General features: G+C 45.7%; 19 protein-coding genes. 9 read left to right on the top strand and 10 right to left on the bottom strand.

What is annotated here, in order from left to right; genetic code table 11:
• The first annotated feature begins 5 nt into the window (after positions 1–5).
• Together appB and cbdX are read left to right on the top strand one after the other, a co-directional pair.
• Positions 6–1142, top strand: a complete 1137-nt coding sequence (appB, locus tag E1B03_RS06190; RefSeq protein WP_133085857.1) for a cytochrome d ubiquinol oxidase subunit II — start codon at positions 6–8, stop codon at positions 1140–1142.
• A 13-nt stretch (positions 1143–1155) separates the two neighbouring features.
• Positions 1156–1245 (top strand): cytochrome bd-II oxidase subunit CbdX, encoded by a 90-nt coding sequence (gene cbdX, locus E1B03_RS06185; protein WP_003830863.1) that lies wholly within the window; start codon positions 1156–1158, stop codon positions 1243–1245.
• 80 nt (positions 1246–1325) lie between these two features.
• Here the strand turns inward: cbdX and E1B03_RS06180 are convergent, their stop codons facing one another.
• The 4 genes from E1B03_RS06180 to E1B03_RS06165 all read right to left on the bottom strand — a co-directional run bounded on the left by E1B03_RS06180 (position 1326) and on the right by E1B03_RS06165 (position 6228).
• A complete protein-coding gene (locus E1B03_RS06180; protein WP_133085856.1) occupies positions 1326–2297 on the bottom strand; it encodes a fimbrial protein in 972 nt (323 codons plus the stop codon).
• Positions 2298–2358: 61 nt separating this feature from the next.
• Positions 2359–3090 (bottom strand): fimbria/pilus periplasmic chaperone, encoded by a 732-nt coding sequence (locus tag E1B03_RS06175; protein WP_133085855.1) that lies wholly within the window; start codon positions 3088–3090, stop codon positions 2359–2361.
• Between the two features lie 12 nt (positions 3091–3102).
• A complete protein-coding gene (locus E1B03_RS06170; protein WP_246044161.1) occupies positions 3103–5571 on the bottom strand; it encodes a fimbria/pilus outer membrane usher protein in 2469 nt (822 codons plus the stop codon).
• Positions 5572–5637: 66 nt separating this feature from the next.
• The gene (locus tag E1B03_RS06165) at positions 5638–6228 is read right to left on the bottom strand and encodes a fimbrial protein (RefSeq protein ID WP_103771009.1); all 591 of its coding nucleotides are present in this window, start codon (positions 6226–6228) and stop codon (positions 5638–5640) included.
• A 575-nt stretch (positions 6229–6803) separates the two neighbouring features.
• Between E1B03_RS06165 and E1B03_RS06160 the strand changes: the two genes are divergently transcribed.
• Genes E1B03_RS06160 through E1B03_RS06150 form a run of 3 tightly spaced genes read left to right on the top strand, consistent with a single transcriptional unit; the run spans position 6804 to position 8601 of the window.
• Complete coding sequence (locus tag E1B03_RS06160; RefSeq protein WP_246044141.1) at positions 6804–7256, top strand: hypothetical protein; 453 nt, start codon at positions 6804–6806, stop codon at positions 7254–7256.
• 57 nt (positions 7257–7313) lie between these two features.
• Positions 7314–7781, top strand: coding sequence for a CaiF/GrlA family transcriptional regulator (locus E1B03_RS06155; protein ID WP_103771008.1), 468 nt, complete (start codon positions 7314–7316; stop codon positions 7779–7781).
• Positions 7774–8601 (top strand): hypothetical protein, encoded by an 828-nt coding sequence (locus tag E1B03_RS06150; protein ID WP_133085853.1) that lies wholly within the window; start codon positions 7774–7776, stop codon positions 8599–8601. Before E1B03_RS06155 ends, E1B03_RS06150 begins: the two co-directional genes overlap by 8 nt.
• Before the next feature lie 168 nt (positions 8602–8769).
• Here E1B03_RS06150 and E1B03_RS06145 read toward each other — a convergent pair whose 3' ends face one another.
• Together E1B03_RS06145 and pdxR are read right to left on the bottom strand one after the other, a co-directional pair.
• Entirely contained in the window at positions 8770–9483 is a 714-nt protein-coding gene (locus E1B03_RS06145) for a GNAT family N-acetyltransferase (protein ID WP_103771006.1), read from the bottom strand.
• A gap of 193 nt (positions 9484–9676) precedes the next feature.
• Entirely contained in the window at positions 9677–11146 is a 1470-nt protein-coding gene (gene pdxR / locus E1B03_RS06140) for a MocR-like pyridoxine biosynthesis transcription factor PdxR (protein WP_133085852.1), read from the bottom strand.
• Between the two features lie 126 nt (positions 11147–11272).
• Between pdxR and E1B03_RS06135 the strand changes: the two genes are divergently transcribed.
• The 4 genes from E1B03_RS06135 to E1B03_RS06120 all read left to right on the top strand — a co-directional run bounded on the left by E1B03_RS06135 (position 11273) and on the right by E1B03_RS06120 (position 15692).
• Complete coding sequence (locus E1B03_RS06135) at positions 11273–11722, top strand: GNAT family N-acetyltransferase (protein WP_133085851.1); 450 nt, start codon at positions 11273–11275, stop codon at positions 11720–11722.
• A 175-nt stretch (positions 11723–11897) separates the two neighbouring features.
• Complete coding sequence (locus E1B03_RS06130; RefSeq protein WP_133085850.1) at positions 11898–12932, top strand: LacI family DNA-binding transcriptional regulator; 1035 nt, start codon at positions 11898–11900, stop codon at positions 12930–12932.
• Positions 12933–13049: 117 nt separating this feature from the next.
• The gene (gene nhaC, locus E1B03_RS06125; protein ID WP_103771002.1) at positions 13050–14501 is read left to right on the top strand and encodes a Na+/H+ antiporter NhaC; all 1452 of its coding nucleotides are present in this window, start codon (positions 13050–13052) and stop codon (positions 14499–14501) included.
• A 12-nt stretch (positions 14502–14513) separates the two neighbouring features.
• A complete protein-coding gene (locus E1B03_RS06120) occupies positions 14514–15692 on the top strand; it encodes a MalY/PatB family protein (RefSeq protein ID WP_133085849.1) in 1179 nt (392 codons plus the stop codon).
• Positions 15693–15787: 95 nt separating this feature from the next.
• Here E1B03_RS06120 and E1B03_RS06115 read toward each other — a convergent pair whose 3' ends face one another.
• Genes E1B03_RS06115 through E1B03_RS06100 form a run of 4 tightly spaced genes read right to left on the bottom strand, consistent with a single transcriptional unit; the run spans position 15788 to position 20607 of the window.
• Positions 15788–16738 (bottom strand): aminoimidazole riboside kinase, encoded by a 951-nt coding sequence (locus E1B03_RS06115; protein WP_103771000.1) that lies wholly within the window; start codon positions 16736–16738, stop codon positions 15788–15790.
• A gap of 45 nt (positions 16739–16783) precedes the next feature.
• Positions 16784–17797: an OmpG porin family protein gene (locus E1B03_RS06110; protein ID WP_133085848.1), complete on the bottom strand. Its 1014-nt coding sequence runs from the start codon at positions 17795–17797 to the stop codon at positions 16784–16786.
• 12 nt (positions 17798–17809) lie between these two features.
• Positions 17810–19303 (bottom strand): glycoside hydrolase family 32 protein, encoded by a 1494-nt coding sequence (locus tag E1B03_RS06105; RefSeq protein WP_133085847.1) that lies wholly within the window; start codon positions 19301–19303, stop codon positions 17810–17812.
• A 14-nt stretch (positions 19304–19317) separates the two neighbouring features.
• On the bottom strand, positions 19318–20607 hold the full coding sequence (locus tag E1B03_RS06100) for an OmpG porin family protein (protein WP_133085846.1): 1290 nt from the start codon (positions 20605–20607) through the stop codon (positions 19318–19320).
• Between the last annotated feature and the right edge of the window lie 63 nt (positions 20608–20670).

Here is a 20670-nt window from a genome sequence, read left to right as displayed (position 1 = left end):
CAATCATGTTGGATTATGAAACGTTGCGGCTCATATGGTGGCTGCTGATTGGCATCATTCTGGTGGCCTTTATGGTCACTGACGGATTTGATATGGGGGTCGGTTGCCTGTTGCCGTTAATCGCGCGCAACGATGATGAACGTCGGGTGTTAATCAATAGCGTTGGAGCGCACTGGGAAGGTAATCAGGTGTGGCTCATTCTGGCGGGCGGTGCATTATTCGCGGCCTGGCCACGGGTCTATGCCGCCGCATTTTCGGGGTTTTATGTGGCGATGATCCTGGTGCTATGCGCCCTTTTCTTTCGCCCGTTGGCCTTTGATTATCGCGGTAAAATAGCCAATGCACGCTGGCGTGCTATGTGGGACACCGGGTTGGTGATTGGCAGCCTGGTCCCCCCGCTTATCTTCGGCGTCGCGTTCGGCAACCTGTTTTTAGGGGTGCCTTTTGTGTTCACGCCACAGTTACATGTGCAATACCTGGGCACTTTCTGGCAGTTACTCTCTCCTTTTGCCCTGCTGTGCGGCGCATTAAGCCTGATGCTGGTTATTCTACAAGGGGGCGTGTGGCTCCAGTTGAAGACCGACGGCATACTTCACTTGCGTGCGCGCTCGGCTACCCGTCGCAGTGCGATGTTGGTGGTGCTCTGCTTCCTGTTAGCAGGCTACTGGCTGTGGACGGGGATCGACGGCTATGTGTTGCTTCTCCAGGATCCTAATGGTCCTTCCAACCCGCTATTAAAAGCGGTGACGACCTCACCGGGCGCGTGGATGGCGCACTTTTATCAGTCACCAGTGCTGTTAATTATTCCGCTGCTTGGCATAATTTTCCCGATGCTCGCGATTTATGCCTGCGGGCAACGCCGGAACGTATGGGGATTTTTGTGCGCTTCACTGACCCAGGCCTGCGTGATCTTCACCGCCGGAATTACCCTGTTTCCATTTGTGATGCCTTCAAGCGTATATCCGCTCTCCAGCCTGACGGTGTGGGACAGTACCTCCAGCCAGATGACGCTCAGCATCATGCTGGTTATTGTGCTGATTTTTCTACCGATAGTTCTGCTTTATACCGTGTGGAGTTATTACAAGATGCTGGGGCGAATCAACGTAGAAACGATCCGCCGCCACGACCACGAACTTTACTAGGGAGGAATGTACGATGTGGTATCTGTTTTGGTTTGTCGGCATTCTGTTGATGTGCGCACTCTCTACGCTGGCGCTGGTCTGGCTTGAGTCGCGACAGAAATAATTCTGAAACCGGAGGGAGTGCCATACTGCCTCCGGTTATTGTTGTCGTCATTCCGTATGACGAAAGAGCGGCCTGGAATTTCAGTAATAATTAAGCCTTACCACCACGTCAGCGCTGAAAGGCCCAGTTTTAACGTCCTGACCCGATACCTTTTGTAAGTTCGCGGTGAAATAATTTTTCAGGATTGAATCCACTTTTACATCATCAATCTTCCAGGCGCTGTTATAAGGAATATATTTCCCGGAAGTATCTGAAATCGATAATCCTAACCCGTTATTCAGGTTGAGAGAACCATCTGCATTAATTACCGGAGTGGCTGGGTCAAAGTACAGATTAATACCAAATGGTGCGCTGACAGCAATGGTACACCCTTTACTCTTTTTAATTAACGTGGTGAATTTCCTTTGTAACCTCATCCCTTTTTCCATATCACTCGTTTTAACCGCACCAAAGTCAATCGTATCCGGGATAACCGACACTTCCATTGTACAGGGAATATAGGTTATATTCGGGGTATACAGACTAATAACCCCCCTTCGGGCGGTATAATCAAAGTAAGGCATTACATACAAACTCTCAAACCCGCCAGATAACAGTGTTCCTTCAACTGGAATTTGCCCCATACTACTATCAGATTTGACCTCAAACCATACAGACACATCTTTATCGAAAGTTGCATCAGGGCCGAAAGTTGTGTACCCAAGGTCCCGAGTCCCTGGAGTGTCGTATGCAACCCCATCAATATAAACGGTCAGTTTCACACCATTTCTTTGGCTTAAAAATGCATTATAGTCTGCCGTTGTTGCAACCACGATTCGGGTCCGTACACTTCCCTCACAATGTATTCTTTTAGTTATTTTAGGTGAGGAGTACAGAACGGTTCCGTTCGGCGTATCTGCAGGAATTGCCAGCTTCGGGATAGAAATATTCAACTGGCTTCCTCCCTCGAAGCCACAGCTTGTACCGGTAGATGGAGAAAATGCTGCTCTGGCCGGAAACATCGTGAGATAGCCACCACCAAAAATTAATAACAACATTATGACTCTTAACATGTGATACCCCCGAAGCTTCTCCATCAGCATGGAGAATATATATTATGCCGTTAAGGACTGATTATTTTCTTTTCAGACTGCACAGTGTACCGGCACAATGATATTGGTTAATATGAAGACCACCAAAGTCATCGATATATCCTACACTCAGGGTGTCACCATTAAATTTAGCGTTAAAATCCTGCGAGGCGAGAGGGGCTATCATAATACTGTCAAACCCGGGAAAACTCCCTTTATTATCAGCACCCAGATACCCCAGCGTAATATAGTAGGGCGTCGGATTATTAAGCACCAGCTTACCATTCTGACGCGTTACCGTAACTTTTTCCTCAACACGGTCACTGGCCTTTTTCTTGATGCCATCAGGACGATAAAACAACTTCAGCCGGCTCTGCAGGGCAATTTGCAGCACATTTTCCTTGTCGCTTTTCGGCGGAATTTCTCTGACGTTAAAGTAGAAAAGTGTTTCCCGGTCTTTAGCCAGAGAAGCCGTAGCCGGTAAGGCCATAATTCTGACCTGCGTTTTTTTGCCAGCATCAATTCGCTGTAAAGGCGGTAACGCCAGTAAATATGATTCTGAGCGTTTGCCGCTGGCATCATCGATCCATGACTGTGCCAGATAAGGCTGGGTTTTACTCTGATTGGTCAACGTGATTGCCAGTGATTTGTCAGCCCCTCCCATAACGATTCGGGTCCGGTCAATATTGACAGCCGCATTAGCAGTACCGGCACTGACCAGTGAAAAGCCAACAGCAAGCGACGCAAACAGTTTATAAACGCGTTTAGATATCACTTCTCATCTCCATTAATGGCAGGGTAACAACAGTACACCCGACGTCAGATCTGAATTTTCAGGAAGCTGTAATCTGCATTGCCCCTGTGACCAGGCAAGGCTGACATCATTGCGATCGTCATGGCTGATCCCGGAAAGGTAGGTAAAACCCTGATCGCCGATAATACCCAGAACCTTACCTTTGTGGCTTTTCACCTGCGTACCGAGAGGCGGGAACGAACCATTGGCCAGGCGGATAGTCCCTATCAACTGACCGCCTTTCGTGGCCACAATTTTCTTGTATCCGATAGCCCCTTCGGTCAGCACTTTACTGATGACATTACCCGACACGCTGACATCTGCAGGCAGGGCGGTAATATCAACGGCAATGTCTGAGCGTTCATAGCTTGAGCCAGCCGGAACAACCGCAATACCAAAGCGGTTGGTAACACCGTTATCATTATCAACAGGTACCCCCGCGACATCTCCGGTATCAATCATCAGCCGGGGATCGTTTTCCGCCATATTCTGATGGAGCGCGGCGCCATAACGCGTGGCCGTGAAGGAACCATACCAGTTGAGACCTAAGCTCTTGTACTGCTGGCTCAGCATACTGAGGTTCGCATTGCCCTGACCGTATGGCGTCATTGTCTGAATATTGCCGTTCAGCAACGTACCTTCCTGCTGCCCTTCATTACGCTGTTGACCGACTCCCAGGCTCCAGGAGGTTTTATCCGACGGGCGGTTATAGAGGGTTGCGGTCTGATTCATACGCCCGTTGCTGTCGTGTTGCATGCTGTAACTAACCTGCCGTCGGGTATCCCAGGGTAGGGTTAATGAAAGATAAATTTGATTATCCTGTTCATTAAGTAAGGTGCGATTACGCCCCAAAGACAGTGAGGCAGTTGCCCCCTGGAAAGGACCGAGGTTAAAGATCTTATTCAGTGATGCGGTATAGTTCTCACTGGCATTACTGTTCCAGTAATTCTGATGACTCACGGAGAACAGAACGTTCAGCCCGAGTGAGCTGATGGACTGATTAAACGTAAGCACATAGCTCTGTTTTTCTGCCAGTGACGAACCGTAGCCATTCGAACGATCTATATACTGGCTCATCGACATAAAGCTTTTTTCAGAAAAACGGTACCCGGCAAATGCGATAGTACTGCCCGTTTTATCGAAGGTTTTAGCGTAATTAAAACGGTAGCTGTAACCGGTCTGCTGAGGCTGGTTTTGTATCTGTGCCACCGACTGTGTGACATCAAATGACGCGGCCCCAAGTATCCCCATGTTTTCGCCAACACCCAGAGCCAGCGCACGGTAATCGCCGTCACTGGCAATAAAGCCGCCATAAAGGGAGGTATTGTTAAATGCTCCCCATGTCATCTCGCCGGTTGAGAACAGCGGCTCAACGGTGTGGCTGCTGCCAGCGTAGACCAGAGGTTTCCCTGCTGAGGTTTTAAACTGCACGTTTCCTTTGCGGGTAAGAAACGGGACGCTGGCGGTATTCACCTGCCAGGTATGTACCTGACCGTTGTCTTCCCGGACGGTCACATTAAGGTTTCCACGGACCGTTTCGCTTAATCCCGGCACCACAAAGGGACCCGCAGGTACCTGAGACTGCCAGAGAATACGTCCATTCTGGGATACGGTGACCTGGGCATGGGTTTGTGCGATCCCGGTTATCTGTGGTGCATAACCCCGTAACGACGGGGGCAACATACGCTCGTCACTGGTAAGTGATACTCCGCTAAAACGGAACGTGTCAAAAATATCAGAGTTGAGATACGTTTGCCCCATCACCAGTCTGGCCTGGAGTGAAGGAACGGGACGAAAGAGGTACGTTTGCGGGAAAGTCAGTGATGACTCGTTTTCGCCACTTCCCCTGGTCGTGTTGTACTGGTAATCAGAACGTAAACGCCATGCGCCAAGATTCAGTCCTGACGTACCGTATAAACTGTAATTACTGCTGGTATCCCCCTGGTGCGGCATATAGCGGCTGCCAAGCAGGTTATAGTCAAAAATAAAACCGTTGACTCCGTTATCCCACTGAGCAGGTGGAGACCATTCATCATCCTGGTACAACAGGTCGGCCTGTGGCACCGTTACAGATAAAGTCTGGCTGTCAGGAGAATATACGACACTGCTGTCAGGGGCAGTAAGATTGACACACTGCGTTCCCGGGTAAAATGACAGGTTATCTTTGACTTCATTTTTGAGCGCCATCAGCTCAATCAATGACGGCGTAAGGCAGGCAAAGCTGTTACTCTTATCCTGATTTAAATAAAAATTAACAACCTGTTGATCTTTAATCGTCTGGCCATTAAGAATAACATCAAGAATATATTCGCCAGGGGCAACATAACCCTCTTTAGAATAGGCCGACAAATCTACATTCTTTTTATTATCAGTATCTAAAAGATGAGTATTAAACTCAACACTCCGTGCATTCACCACAGGAAAATAGATTGCCAGAAGCAATGCGAGATATGCAGGTCTAATACTCATATAATTATCTGATTTCAACTAATAGATAACGAACCCGGCTTTGAGGTAACGGGTAATATTTTATTTATAGTTCATTGCATAAGTAACATCAGCAGCAACGGTTCCTGTTGCAACTGCATTACCATTTTTTTCCAGACGGGCACCAAATTTAAGTAAATTATCGCCAGATGTCAGACCATGATCGGCTGAGACTGCATTAGCCGCCAGCGGTATATTCCCCGCCATGGTATCCATCATACGAATACCTACGCCTTGTGCAGTACCGGTATTTGCATACAAATCTGCATTTGTCGCATCGGCAGAACCCGCAAACTGGACGGACACTTTAGAGAATGCAGGATAGTCTACAGTTCCTGTACCGCTGGTTACGCCCGATTGTGCAGTCAGATCACAGTTTTGCAGATGAATTGTGATTGGCTGTGTGAGAGAATAGCCGGCACCTGCTTCTAAAACTTTATTGGCGACCTGACCCAGTGGAACATTAATATCTTCGTCTCCCGGGGCGATACTGCATGGAGAGTTAATCACGCTACCAGTGAAGTGTAAGGTACCATGGCCATAATCAGCGCCTGTTGGGGCTGCTGCCCATGCACCGTTCGCCATACCGCCAGCAACGCAGGCCGATAAGATTAACTTGTTTACTTTATTCATTTTTCAGTCCGTTCATTTAGGCAATTTAGACAGATAAAACCTGACATACTGTTCTGCTTATCGGTTAACGGGGAGCGTTATTCAGTGTGTGAAAAATCGGGCTATCAACCAACCGTCACTTCGTAGCATTGCTAAAAATCCTAATCATTTTTTGTATAATGTTTACAACAAATAAAATCGATCTTTACGATCGATAATAACGAGTGGAACGCTAACCATCACGTCAAAAACCAATAACCAAAACTAAGAATATCGCCGATAAACAATGAGATAGATAACTTCCAGAATGATTTAGTTGAAACGCTATCTATCTATACTTCTGACAAAACCCGCCTTTATCGTTCGAGGCTATAAACCTGCGATAAAGCAATCAAACCTATGCTGAGGCCTTTTATCGCGGGTATTTCTATTGCTCAAATATTTATGCTAAATCGCAGAGGTCTGTTTCTATCATTTTGATGCGTGTCACCTATCTTATCGATTGATATTTTTTGCTTTTAATATTATCCATACTATTAATAGGATGTTTTCATGACACAATAATTATTTTGACTTTTAATGCACACGGTGCGCTGATGAATAATATCAAACAGAAACAGCTGGAAACATTTTGGATCGAAGTTTTACATAGATCAAAAATGCAATTAAGCGATATGAATATTGGTAAATTCCATCAGTGGAGAGAAATTATTGGTGACAGAAAGATAAATCGCTTATTAAAATTAATGGAACTAATACTGTGTCCAGACAACAATAAAGTTGAAATAAAATTCATTATTGATTTAATTAATAACCAACTTAATGGACAACTTCTTTTCAGTTGTTTTAGAACAAGTGGCAGAATAATAGTAAAAGAAGGTCTGAAAGGTGACATCTACTGCATGCCTGTTTTGTACGTGATTATTCGCTATTTAATAGATAACTCAACTACAGCTCTCTCAGTAAACAAAGAACAGGACCAGGATGTTGACATAAAACAAATGTTAATATCCAACCCTATTACACTAACCTTACCCCAAACTTCGTAAAGATAAGAACTGAACAAACTTTAACAACAACATTGCTGTTTTAAATAGGATAATAGCATGAAAAATAAATCACTAAAAAAAATAAATTATCACAATGCAATTATACCCGAAAGTGTTTCACAATACGCAAAGCAACCACTGTATATCATTATTTCCCTATGGTGCCAGCAACAAAAAAAATGGGTTAATCGCAACGATATCGCTCAGGCTTTTTCTATGCCAGAACGAAGAGCCTCTTTCCAACTATCATATATTTTAAGTCGTCCTAACTATATTCATTTTCGATCACGACTGCAGACACAACCGGGAATGCGCCACCCATGTAATGAAATATGGGTAGAACGCGTCATCATTGAATCAATGAAGAACAAAACAAAAAGTTCGTACCTACCAGATACAAAATCCCGGAGAACGATTATGGGATCTTATCGTTCACGAGTTGGAAATGGTATGTCAGGTAGCAAAGATGTGTGGCAAACCCTTGTTATGATGCGGAGTGCAAAAGCGGAGGGAGGTGATGAATAACCTTAGCTATAGTGAATGCATCATCGTTTATGCAATACAATGGCCTGAAACTTATGCGATCGAGGGGTTGTATAATCAGGTTTCGCCCGCCACCCAGATTGAGCCCTGCTTCTCACCAGAATCACTCATAGAATTATTGGAGGCATATACCACTGCACCAGTAATCCTCGGAATACTGCCGCATGAAAGTGTCCTGTTATTATCCAGATTAACACCTTATCTACAGCAGCGACGAATACTATTTTTTGGCCAAAAATTTAACTATGCCGACCGCGTAGTTCCATTCTATTTTTTACCAATGGATATTGAATTTATTGAATGGACGAATAACACGCCAAAAAAAATCCTGCCGATGTTATCAAGCTTTATTATACCTGAAGCTGTTAAACCTGAAATTGATAAAAACCATCCTACCCCCCTTCTTCCATCTAATGCTGACGAGTTAATATATCATGTCAATATCTATATCTATCAAATGCTATCAAACTATGGAGTAGGAAAACAATCAAGAAGAGTCCTACTCATGTTAGCAAGTAGTTTATCAATTCGGAAAATTGCAAAAATATTAGATATTAATATAAAAACGGTAAGCTTATATAAACTTAAAGGATTATATCGTCTGGGTATGGGAACAAGTAGTTATGATGTTTATCGAGGTATTTTTGTCAATACCTTACTACAGCAATATAGACCAGATGATAAATGCCATCAAAAAATGGAGTTTTCCAGCAATCGAGTCAAAAAAGAAAACAATAAAAACCTACTATTACTTATTCAGGCACTAGACCAAGAAATTGACATAGCTGAGCATTCCCAGTGAAAAATATCATTTAAGATAATTAGGTACTCCCCCTAAGGCTATATTGGGGAGCATCCTATGAATAACCCTGACTTCCCCCATTCACCACACACACATAATCAATTAGAAGTTGGGGAGAAAACAGTTAACACGTTCTTTTTCTTATATAAACGCACTATTAATGCTTGTTTATGCCCTTTCCATCAGCTCTCCAAGGCGCTTTATCTGCCGTCCCTGGTTATCGAAATTACGCTCATCAAGCCACAAATCGTAGGCAGGACGGAGTGTTGGGTACTCTCCGTCGATGATTGAGTACCATGCGGTATCACGATTTCGCCCACGGGTAACGATAGCCTGACGAAAAATTCCTTCAAAACTGAAGCCAAAGCGCTCCGCCGCCCTACGGGAAGGTGCATTAAGGGCATCACATTTCCATTCAAAACGACGATAGCCCAGATCCTCAAAAACGTACTTTAAAAGCAATGATATGACTTCCGTTGAAATTCGTGTGCGTTTCATGCGTACGGAGTAAGAAACATGCCCTACCTCAATCACACCATTTGCGGGATCAATACGCATCAGTGCAAATGTACCAACAGGTTTCATACTGGCTAGATCGATCACGGCAAAATGCATCGGATCCGTCTGTTCTTCCATCTTTTTTAAATAAAGCAGAAAGGCGTCAAACGTTTCAAATGGCCCGACCGCCAGATAGGTCCAGTCACGACAATCACTTGCTTCGCAGTAGGCTTCATACAGATCTTTTGCATGGCGTTCGGCGTTAATACGTTCAAGCTTGCAATAGCGACCTGCCATTTGCTGAGCCTCTGGAAAGAGTGCGCCTTTCCAGTCAGACAAAGACTGACCTACGGGTTGATGGAATTGATTAAAGCTGCCCGACATATCCGTACCTCTTACAAAACAGGACTAAACCCGCGCAGAGTATGATCAAACTAACCAGACCAAAAGAACCACAATGCGTGTTTTTGACGGATCCACACTGTTTAATTGTACAAAAAACAGGCACTGTATTTTTACACGTCGCGCAAGAAACGTATTTACTGCATTAATGATGAGAGCCAAGTTTAATTATTATTTAAATAACCTGAGCCAGACGACGTATCCCATCAACAATTGCCTCTGCCGGATGATTTGCAAAACCAATCAAAATCCCTTGTCGTGAGACATCCCCCTGGTAATAACGACTCAGTGATAGTATTCCCATCCCAAGTAATCTGGCTTGCTCCTCGACTTCATTTCCAGTCAATCCGTTTTGTAGCCAGCACACAATATGAACACCAGAGTCAGAAGACTGCACAATCATTTTATCAGCAAGGTATTGTTGAATCGCATTGACCAGCGCAGTTCTTCTTTCATAGCACGCCTTACGAATTCGACGCACATGGCTGGCATAGTGACCATCCTCAATAAAACTGGCCATCACTGCCTGCTCAAGATAACTGCTGCCAAGGTCGGAAAAATATTTCGTCACCATAATCTGTTCTTGTAAACCCGGCGGGACAACTAAAAAACCTAAACGGAATTCCGGGTACATCATTTTAGAAAACGTTCCGGCATAGATTACCCGTTGGTTCTGATCTAATCCCTGCAATGCTTGTAAAGAACGATCGGCATAGCGGAATTCGCTATTATAGTCATCTTCAAATATCCAGGCCTGATTCGACTTCGCCCATTCCAGCAGCTCAAAACGTCGGGATAAACTCAATGTTCCACTTAATGGATATTGATCCGACGGAACCACATAAGCCAGCTTAGCGTCAGGAAAATGATCAATACCATAGCGGACGTTCATCCCTTCGCTGTCTACCTGTACCGGTCTTACCATCGCGCCAACAGACATAAAAGCGCCTCGGGCACCTTTATAACCCGGGTCGTCCAGCCAAACTTCCGTTCCTGTCGAAAGCAGTGCTCGCGCAGTGATGTTCAATGCCTGTTGGATGCCATTTACGATGATTATCTGATCTTCGTTACAATTCACTCCACGCGTTGTTTTAATGTAGCGGCAAACCGCTTTTCTCAACGGAAAGTATCCGCAAGGATGAGTATGAGCACCCAGTTGGTGCCGGGATTGTCTCCAGACACGTTGCAGTAGCTTGCCCCATAGTGCATGCGGGAAGAGATCCGTACAGCCAACGCCAACCGCAAATAGCCGGTTCATGCCGCGCCCTTCATACTCATTTGACCATAAATCTCGAACTGGATTGTTTTGGCTGTTTACCTGCTCATCCGGCGCGGCAACTTCCTCCAGTTCAATTTTCGGATAGCTATTGCTGATGCTTCTATCCGGGATATTGTTTGCAACATACGTCCCAGACCCTTTACGGGTCAGGATATACCCTTCATCCAATAACCGGTCATACCCGGCAATGACTGAGTTTCGTGAAATTGACATCATCTCGGACAACGCCCGGGTTGAAGGCATCTTCGTTCCTGCGGGTAATCGGCCTGCAAGGATGTGATCACGGAGAGTGTGGTAGACCTGTTCTTTCACGACACCTTTGCCTAAAACAAATCCTTGAAATAAAGGTGCATTATTTTTTTTCATTGTATTAACCTTTATGCTAAAAGTGGATCCTATCAATAGGTAAAAAGTGTCTCTTTACCAGAATTTATAAAGCCCCTAGGATCATCCTCCTGAGACATTATTCTTATACAATATCAGGAGAAATATATGAATAGCAAAAACAGTATTACTATTGAAGCGGCAGGACAAGAAGACTATTCCAACTGGCTTCCTTTATGGATAAATTACCAAACATTTTATCGTACTCAAATTTCAGATAACGTAACAAAATTAACATGGGAGCGTTTCCTTTCGCCGAGTGAACCTGTTTATTGTGCTGTTGCTAAATATGATGGGAAAATAGTGGGCCTGGTGCATTATGTTTTTCACCGTTCAACCTGGGCAGAATCAAACTATTGCTATCTCGAAGATTTATTTGTTAGCGAAGAGGTACGCGGTCAACATATCGGTAAACAACTCATCGAGTATGTTCAAACACAAGCGCAAAAACACCACGCGTCAAGATTATACTGGCGCACGCATGAAACCAACCTGCGTGGACAACGACTGTATGACTGGGTAGCCAAGAAGAGCGGGATGATTGAATATCGTATGTGAGAGAAATAATACTCCGTACAGACTTTCATGATTCAGTTTTAAAAAACTAAAGATACGTCTCTGAGTAAATATACTCAGAGGATGTATCGGTGACAAATCACCGCAACCTGAATAAGATAAGGAAAAAAGCCAGCGATCAGCAAATTCTTAAGAATCAAAAAGGTAAAGAGCCAGCATGGCAACGATAAAGGATGTTGCAGAGTTAGCGGGAGTATCCACCGCAACCGTTTCACGCGTTATTAATCAAACCGCATGGGTTGAACCCGTGACGCGTGAGCGTGTTGAAAAAGCCATGCGCGAACTGAACTATCATCGCAATGCCGCCGCTATTGCCCTGGCGAAACGCAGTGGTGACATGCTCGGGTTATTGACTGGCAATCTTGCCGATCCTTTTTTTGCCAGGCTTGCCCGAGGCGTGGAGGAAGTATCACGCCAGCAGCAATTTCGACTGATGGTCTGCAGCGGTGGCCACGATGAAGGAATGGAAAAATCTGGACTCGATTTCCTGATAAACCAGGGCTGTGAGGCGATTGTGGTCCATGCCAGTAGACTCTCCGAAAAAGAACTGTTGCGATATGCCGCTCATTTCCCGGCCATGGTCGTCGTGAACCGCTATATTGCCGGGATGGCCAATCGCTGCGTGTGGCTGGAAAATAGCCAAGCAGCCAAAACAGCCACGCTACATCTACTGGAACAAGGACACCGTTGTATTGCCTGTGTGACCAGCGACTTACCGATTATCGATCGTCGTGAGCGACTGGAAGGCTATCGCCAGGCGCTGGCTGAATATGGCATTACGCCGGATAAAAGCTGGGTGATTAGCGTGCCCTTCAATGAAGAAGGTGGCGAACGTGCTGCGCATCAGTTGCTAAATTGCGGTATCCCTTTCACCGCTGCGGTGACGTTTAATGATGTGATGGCCGCCGGGATTATGCGCATCCTTCATCAACAAGGAATTACGCTTCCACAGCAGCTTTCAATCGTTGGGTTCGATGATGTGGTGATGGCTCGCTATCTTTACCCTGCACTGACAACCATGCATTACCCCGTTGAGCGGATGGCGCGCTGCGCTTCGCAGCTGGCGATACAGCTTTTTAAGGGCGCAATCCAACGTCCCAGCGTGAATAGCTTCACTGCAGATCTGGTGATCCGCGATTCTGTTCTTCCCCCCCGCAATCAATGCGTAAATCGTCAAGCCCCTGAATTGTGATCGACTTCAAGTTTAACGGCCTCATGTAACCGCTTACATGAAGGTAAATGAGCGATCACAGTCAGGCATAAGGGTGTTCTCTACTCTTGAACGACCTTACAGACTGGAGATTCATGAATGAATGCCTCTCAAAATCAGAAAAAAACGCTCTCATTTGGACTGGCAGTGATCCCTATTTTAGCCATGCTACTGCTCTTAATTATTGGCTACGGCATCATGGGGCTACGTATTGAACCTTTGTTGCTTTGTTCTGCTGCAGTCGCCGCGGGTATGGCCTGGTGGCAGGGGTATTGCTGGGAAGACATCATTAATTCGGTGGTTGATAAACTCGCCAAAGCAATGCCGGTTATCATGATTCTGATCTGTGTTGGCGGCCTGATTGGAACATGGATGTTCAGCGGCACCATCCCCTACATGGTGTACTGGGGACTTAAACTCATCAGTCCCGAATATATTCTCATCGCCGCCTTCTTTTTAACCAGCGTCGTATCGGTATGTACGGGTACATCCTGGGGTTCAGCCGGAACGGTGGGCGTAGCATTGATGGGTGTTGCCGCCGGACTGGATGTCTCAATGGCTGCAGCGGCGGGAGCCGTTGTATCTGGTGCTTACTTCGGTGACAAGATATCACCGCTGTCAGACTCCACTAACTTTGCGGCTATTGTCGCAGACACCACCCTTTTCGAGCATATTCAGCACCTATTGTGGACCACAATTCCCAGCTTTCTGCTTGCCGCCGTCGTTTATCTTATTGCGGGCCACAGCAATATGCTGGGCGAAGTCGCCACGCCACAACGGGTTACCGATATTGTCAACGCACTGGAGTCGCTGTACCACTTCAATATCATTCTGATTTTGCCACCGGTTATTGTTTTGTGGGGTGCAATTCGTAAAAAACCGGTCATTCCTTTAATGCTGAGCGCGTGTGTATTAGCCCTGATTCTGGGCGTGGTCATGCAGGGGCTCAGCATCAAGCAGGGGCTGGATGCCTTTATAGATGGGTTCAACATTACAATGTTCCCGCAAGGGAGTGAGGGCATTATTGCTGACGTACCACGCCTGCTTAACCGCGGCGGAATGTTCTCAATGATGAGCACTATCCTTCTGGTATTTTGCGCATTCTCATTTGCCGGTGCCTTAACGTTAACCGGCGCACTCAATATTATTATTAACCGCCTGCTGACGGTCATTCACAGTGTCGGTCAGCTCATTGCGGCGACCATTGGTACCACCCTTCTGGTGACCGGTGCGACAAGCGACGGCAAACTCGCTCTTCTGGTTCCAGCCGAATTGTTCAAAGACGCATATCGTCGTATGGGACTGGATACCAAGAATCTATCCCGCACCATTGAAGACGCCGGCACCGTCATTGAGCCACTGCTACCGTGGACCGCTGCCGGCGTCTATATGGCAACGACATTAGGTGTTAGCACGCTGGATTTACTGCCCTGGGCGATTCAGTGCTATGCCGCCATTTTCTTCGCCTTGATTTACGGTTTCACGGGAATCGGTATTGCGAAAGCGCCATCAGCGGCAGGAACAGATAACACTATTACGGCAACAGAATAGGGAGAGAATACAATGGATTTTAATAAGGTTATCGATCGCCACAATACCGGTTCGCTGAAATGGGACTTTATGACGCGATATTTCGGCGATGATACACAAGAACTATTGCCAATGTGGGTTTCAGACTTTGATTTTACTTGCCCTCCCGCTGTTCAGGAAGCGTTAGCTCAACGCGTCGGGCACGCTATTTTTGGTTATAGCGAACGTCCACAAAGTTACTTTGATTCATTAATTTCATGGTTTTCAACCCGGCATCAGTTGGAAATAAAACAAGAGTGGATCTGCAGTATTGAAGGCGTCGTTCCGGGGTTATCTCTACTGGTGCAAATGCTGAGTCAACCCGGTGAAGGCGTCGTCGTACAGGGACCTTATTATGGCTCATTCGCCAAAATTATCTCTCTGAACGGCAGACTGCTTCTGGAAAACCCGTTATATGAAGACCCGACTACGGGTTATCAAATGGATCTTGCGCACCTGGAAATGCTATTCCGCACTGAGCGTCCACCGTTAATGATTTTATGTAATCCGCATAACCCAACCGGCCGTTGTTGGTCCGCTCAGGAGCTGGAACAGTTACTCACGCTATGCGAGACCTATAACGTTACGTTACTGTCTGATGAAATATGGGCGGATTTATTGCTTCCTGGAGAACAATTTACTTCAGTTCTGCATTTGGGTGAACGCTGGCATTCGCGCGTTATCGCTGCCACCTCCGCCAGTAAAACGTTTGGTTTGTCGACATTACGTATTGCTAATTTTCTAATACCAGCCCCCGCATTGCGTGAACATTTTATACGTCGTCTGGATGCACATGGGCTGGATGTCTTCAATGCGCTATCTGTCGAGGCTAGTACGGCAGCATGGCAACACGGCGCGCCATGGTTAGATGAGTTACTGAGTTATCTGGCTGAAAATCGACGCTGGTTTACTCAACAGATCGATGAATATCTTCCGTGGGCTCGGGTTATTCCTTCCCAGGCAACTTATCTACTGTGGATCGATTGCAAAGCGCTTGGACTGGATGATGAGCAGCTCAAAGGGGTCATGCTTGATGTTGCCGGTATTGCGCCTTCAATGGGCAATAGCTTTGGTCCGGCGGGCAACGGTTTTATCCGCCTGAACATGGGATGCCCACGTGCTTACCTCGAAAAAGCAATTGAGGGGTTAAAGCGTATTGCATTTACATCCTGAGCAATAAGGTAAATATCCCCGCGTTCCGGTAAGAATGCGGGGACATTCACAACGCTCGTTAAGAGTTAAAATTATTTAGCTCGCCGTTATTTTGCTTAAACATCTTTAATTTCGTAGTCCGGTAGATGACATTGTGTAATAAAGGCATTCAACGTTTCACTATCCGGCAGTGCGGTCAGCGCCCCTTTGCGGGTTGTCGCGAGTGCACCGCAGCCACTGGCCCAGGCAATAGCCTGGTGGAGCTGTTCAACACACTCTGGCATCCGGTTATCTGCAAGCCATGCCAGCAAACCGGCGACAAAAGCATCCCCCGCACCGGTCGTATCAATGCTGTCGACGGTATAGCCGTTGAAATGGATGACATTATTCTGCCAAAGCACCATCGCGCCTTGCGCTCCGTAGGTCACTACTTTCAATTGTGCAGGGAGCGCTTTAAGGCCGTCGAGCGCGTGGGCAAAATCGTGTGTGCCCGTCATCCAGTACCACTCTTCTTCTGAAAGCTTAAGAATATCCGCCAGTGAGGAATAGTGGCGCACCACCTTGAGCATTTCATACTTATCGGGCCACATTTGCTCGCGTAAATTTACATCGAAACTCAGTAATCCACCGCGTTGCTTAATCAGGTCAATGGCGCCAGATAACGTATTACGGCAAGATTCGGCGACCAGAGCCAGTGAACAGAAGTGCAGAATATCGTCGCTAAAGTCTGGAAGCGCGGCGGGTGTTAAAAATTGATCCGCAGAGGGATTGGTTAAAAATGTAAATCCACGCTCTCCACCGTTACCCAGCGAGACCAGCACCGTACTGGTTCTATGCTGATTATCCATCTGAAGGCTTGCAGTTGAGACGCCTGCATCAGACAGCGTCTTTTTTAAAAAGTGACCAAAATCGTCATCACCAACCCGACCAATAAAACCACTTTGTCTGTGTAATCGCGCAGTACCAATTGCCACATTGAATGGCGCTCCCCCTGCACAAGCTTGATATTGCATGTCTGAAAGCGGCAAAAGATCAACCACCGCATCGCCAAGCGTCCAGATATTCATGACATTTCCTCAATGGTAATTAACGCATTTATTTAAACGTGACGGTTAAAAGTTATAATCCAGCATCAATTTATAGTCGGTCGTTATGGCATCACCATTAGTGACCCAACTGCCATTCTGGTTTATTAACGAGCCGGTTATTTCCCCAGACACCGTAAAACGAGAGGTTAATGGATAATTCGCTGATAATTTAAGAAAGCGGTTACGGGTATTCTGGAATACCTCGCCATCTTCAACTCGCGCATTATTTTTTTTGTAATGTCCATATCCACCGCTGAATGTCGTGGATAATTTCCCCCAGTTGTGCCAGACGCCAAGTGATGTTGTCCAACTTTTTTCATCAATATCCCCCCATTGCGCACGGTCTAAAATGGCAGAAGCGAATTGCTGGCGGAGCCAGACGCCGGTGGTATTGTTAATTATGTATTGCACGCCAGGTTCAATTTGAAAGGAACGAATAACCCGGTCATTTTGTGAACCACCATTACGGCGATGCTCAATCTGCTGATACAGATAGTTAAAGAAGGAGAAGTTGTCTGTAACACGGAGATCGGTAAAGAATTTGACGCGTCCCTGCCAACGATCATCTACTGATGAACTTCCGCCCATCACGTCCCAGCCATAGCGTAGACGTTTGTAGAAATATTCATGACCGATAATCAACTGAGTCCATTGATTTTGGCTGAGGTATGTTTGATTCTCCCAGGTCCCGTTATAGTTGGTGGTTCGGCCCTCAGAAAATGCCAAATACCAACCGGGTAACGCATCATGACGCATCACCCCTTGTACAAATGTCAGTGAATCATTTCCGTTATGGAAATGGCTGTTACGCCAGTTATTATCCTCGATAGCATATTTCATTTTCAGTTGACCATGAACACGACCGCCAGCAGGATTTGAGGAACGGGTCGAAGTCCACATCACATCCTCATCCAGATATGACCATGGATCCACAGCAATCACCTTTCCCGATGCATCCTTCATGATGCTCATGCTCGCATTCGCCAGCACCGGAAACAGAAGAACAAGAATAACAGACAGGGCATGATAGTTTTTCATAGTAATATCTCGTTATATTATTTCTTTTATTTTCAATGTGGCGTGAAAATTATCATTTTGTGGCAAACTGATACTCCATGGTTTCTCTGGCATGGAATACATTCGGGTACTGAATGCGGCTTTATTATTTATGTAAAAAACAGCAATTGAGTTTTGAATCAGCACACGTAACTCTATTTTTTCATCAAGAGGAACATTTACCCATGATTCCGCGTTCGCCTGATGAATAGACGCGAGTGGCGCATTGAAAAAATAGACTTTGCCTTTACTCTTATTGAACACAATGTTGAGCTTTGCGTCGCTTACTCTGTCGTCCGTCAGACCAAAACTCATAACCATTCCGGCAGAAGGGATATCTACAGTTGCACTTAACTCACCTCGTTTGGGCAGAGGTGGATACACAACAGATTGTAATGGACCAAACTGTGTGGCTGTTTTTATCATTTTACTGCTTGTTAAGCTGGTCACCGGACCGGGGTTGTCATTAATGACCGTCTGAAGTTCCTGTGAGAGGATGCTTTTAAGTTGTCCCTTCTCATCTGCGATAAGCTCATGAACAACCAGATTTCCTGCCCAATCAATATTGCCACTGTCACTGCTTCCTGCTTTGGTTGGGATCCAACCGAAAACAAACAGACGATCGTTTTTAAGTACCAGTTTTCCAGCGTAAAACCCCGAACCATCGACCGCATAATTGTCCATCTTTCGCCACGGCCCATCAGGATTATCCGCAACCCGATACTGGGTCAGGCGTAACGGCCATTGGTCGCTAAAGCTGAGATACCAACGTCCATTGAAGAACACCAGCGTTGGGCATTCTAGGTTAGAGTTACTGGTAATCGTGTCATTATCAAAAAATACACCACGGTCCTCCCAGTGCTTTAAATCGGTTGAACTGTACCGGGCAATGACACCGCGCCCCTCGCTGCGCGTGGTAATTAACATCCAGTACTCTTTCTTTTCTTCGACCCAAACAACATGAGGATCCCGGAAGTCGTTCCCACGATAATTATCACCTGGCAAGATCGTATCTTGTGGATGTTTTACCCAGTGAAGACGGTCTTTACTGGTAGCGTGCATTATTGACTCAACCGGGAAAACATTTTCATTGTGCGCGGTATACCAGGCATGCCATGTATTACCAACTTTAACAATTGAACCGGTTCCTAATAACAGTTCAGGGTCGTCAACGTCGTTAACGTAAGGAATCACTTCGGAATGGTTCTGATAGTTATATAAATTGTTACTCGACAGCAAATGGATGGCATGCACGCCTAAATCGCTACCGCCGCGCACATCATTGAGATAAAAGACATCAAATTCACCATCATTATAAACAGGCATCGGGTCACCAATAAATGATCCCTCCACTCGTGGAAAAAAATCATTAATATAGCGAATACTTTTATTATGTAATGTTTCTTTAGATGGCTGCGACCAGGCTGGCATATTGATAAGCGAAAGCGCCAACAGAGCGGCAGATACCACTGATATTAATTTTTTCATGTCACACCTGAAGATCAGAAGTTATAATTCACGCCAACCACGGTAAAGGGATTCCACGAATGGCCGCTAGAAGTCCAGAGCCCGGTTTCTTTCGTGAATTGTGCTTTGAACTCACCATATAATCTAACTTCACCAAACACTGGATAACTAATTGTGCCACCGATAAATTTATAACGTCCGTCATAAAAAACTTCTTTAGCATTACTGGCGTTATCTATTTTGTCCTGGCCGAAGCCTAAATACAGAGAGGTTAACAGAGGATACCAGTTCCGCCAGAGTCCAGCCGTAACCTTCCATTCTTCTTCTACAATGTCACCCCAGCTCTCACGCTCCTGACGGTTATAGTAATAATAGGGTCGCAAATACAGGCCGAGATCGGGATTCACGCGGTATTGAATGGCGGGCTCAATTTCAAAAATATATTGCTCAAGATCGCCATTTCCCGGTTCGTTGCCCTGCGGCTGGTATTCGCCGTAGGCGTAACCGGCCAGGCTCCATTTGTTGGTCAGTCGCAGGTCTTGCCAGATTTTGTACCTGTTTTTCCAACGTTTAGTTGCCGTTTCTGACCCGACCATGACCTCCGTGCCAATATTACCGCGCCAGGTTTCAAAAATATGGCCGACAAAAAACTCATTGATCGTATTTGTGCCTTTATAGTCCTGATTACTAAATTGACCTTTATAGCTATCCTCACGGGCATTCCAGAAACCAAAGTACCAGTTTGGTAGCTCATCATGTCGTAAAAAGGCCTGAATGGTGGCGAGTTTGAATTTTCCGCTGTTCTTCTTATTATCACTCCACCGAACATCATCAATCTCTATCTGAGTTCCAATATTTCCGTGTAGACCACCAGCCTCCATATTACGACCAATACTGTTCCAGTGAACCGGTGGATCTTCCTGCCTTAAACGCAACAGACTGACATCTTCTGGGTTATCTCCCTTATTATTCGTTTTCACTTCAGAGTTCTTATTATCAGTTGCTGCTGATAACCTAGCTGGTATTGGCGACGTAGTGGACACCGCTGTTTTATCCGCCAGGACTGAAGGTGATGAAGCGTTACGTGAAGATTGCTCATTTCCTTTGATTGTTGGCGGTGTACTCGTTACGTTAATTTCAGACTCATCCTGAAAATAGCTTTGATAGTTTCCTGTATAAATCATTGGCTGTTCTGTATTATCTTCAGCTATAGCAGAAAACGCTGCAACTGATGTTATCACACAGGCCAGAACCTTTTCTTTTAAAATAAACTTTCTGATATTCATCGCTGTAATGCGATAGTGAGGCATTAATATTTCATCCATTTCGTTTTCTCATTATTTTAGGCAATAATATGCCAGCCAAAGACTGGCAGAAATAAAAGCTCA

The sequence above is a fragment of the Citrobacter arsenatis genome (assembly GCF_004353845.1).
Lineage (GTDB): Bacteria > Pseudomonadota > Gammaproteobacteria > Enterobacterales > Enterobacteriaceae > Citrobacter > Citrobacter arsenatis.
Note: the sequence above shows the minus strand (reverse complement) of the source record. Positions and strands in the feature narration are given on the sequence as shown.

What these genes read in the sequence shown, in the direction of transcription:
- E1B03_RS06120 (WP_133085849.1), top strand. Translation starts at nt 14,514, where the DNA reads ATGGATTTTAATAAGGTTATCGATCGCCACAATACCGGTTCGCTGAAA.
- nhaC (WP_103771002.1), top strand. Translation starts at nt 13,050, where the DNA reads ATGAATGCCTCTCAAAATCAGAAAAAAACGCTCTCATTTGGACTGGCA.
- E1B03_RS06130 (WP_133085850.1), top strand. Translation starts at nt 11,898, where the DNA reads ATGGCAACGATAAAGGATGTTGCAGAGTTAGCGGGAGTATCCACCGCA.
- cbdX (WP_003830863.1), top strand. Translation starts at nt 1,156, where the DNA reads ATGTGGTATCTGTTTTGGTTTGTCGGCATTCTGTTGATGTGCGCACTC.
- E1B03_RS06110 (WP_133085848.1), bottom strand. Translation starts at nt 17,797, where the DNA reads ATGAAAAACTATCATGCCCTGTCTGTTATTCTTGTTCTTCTGTTTCCG.
- E1B03_RS06145 (WP_103771006.1), bottom strand. Translation starts at nt 9,483, where the DNA reads ATGTCGGGCAGCTTTAATCAATTCCATCAACCCGTAGGTCAGTCTTTG.
- appB (WP_133085857.1), top strand. Translation starts at nt 6, where the DNA reads ATGTTGGATTATGAAACGTTGCGGCTCATATGGTGGCTGCTGATTGGC.
- E1B03_RS06155 (WP_103771008.1), top strand. Translation starts at nt 7,314, where the DNA reads ATGAAAAATAAATCACTAAAAAAAATAAATTATCACAATGCAATTATA.
- E1B03_RS06150 (WP_133085853.1), top strand. Translation starts at nt 7,774, where the DNA reads ATGAATAACCTTAGCTATAGTGAATGCATCATCGTTTATGCAATACAA.
- E1B03_RS06165 (WP_103771009.1), bottom strand. Translation starts at nt 6,228, where the DNA reads ATGAATAAAGTAAACAAGTTAATCTTATCGGCCTGCGTTGCTGGCGGT.
- E1B03_RS06160 (WP_246044141.1), top strand. Translation starts at nt 6,804, where the DNA reads ATGAATAATATCAAACAGAAACAGCTGGAAACATTTTGGATCGAAGTT.
- E1B03_RS06115 (WP_103771000.1), bottom strand. Translation starts at nt 16,738, where the DNA reads ATGAATATCTGGACGCTTGGCGATGCGGTGGTTGATCTTTTGCCGCTT.
- pdxR (WP_133085852.1), bottom strand. Translation starts at nt 11,146, where the DNA reads ATGAAAAAAAATAATGCACCTTTATTTCAAGGATTTGTTTTAGGCAAA.
- E1B03_RS06135 (WP_133085851.1), top strand. Translation starts at nt 11,273, where the DNA reads ATGAATAGCAAAAACAGTATTACTATTGAAGCGGCAGGACAAGAAGAC.
- E1B03_RS06100 (WP_133085846.1), bottom strand. Translation starts at nt 20,607, where the DNA reads ATGGATGAAATATTAATGCCTCACTATCGCATTACAGCGATGAATATC.
- E1B03_RS06180 (WP_133085856.1), bottom strand. Translation starts at nt 2,297, where the DNA reads ATGTTAAGAGTCATAATGTTGTTATTAATTTTTGGTGGTGGCTATCTC.
- E1B03_RS06105 (WP_133085847.1), bottom strand. Translation starts at nt 19,303, where the DNA reads ATGAAAAAATTAATATCAGTGGTATCTGCCGCTCTGTTGGCGCTTTCG.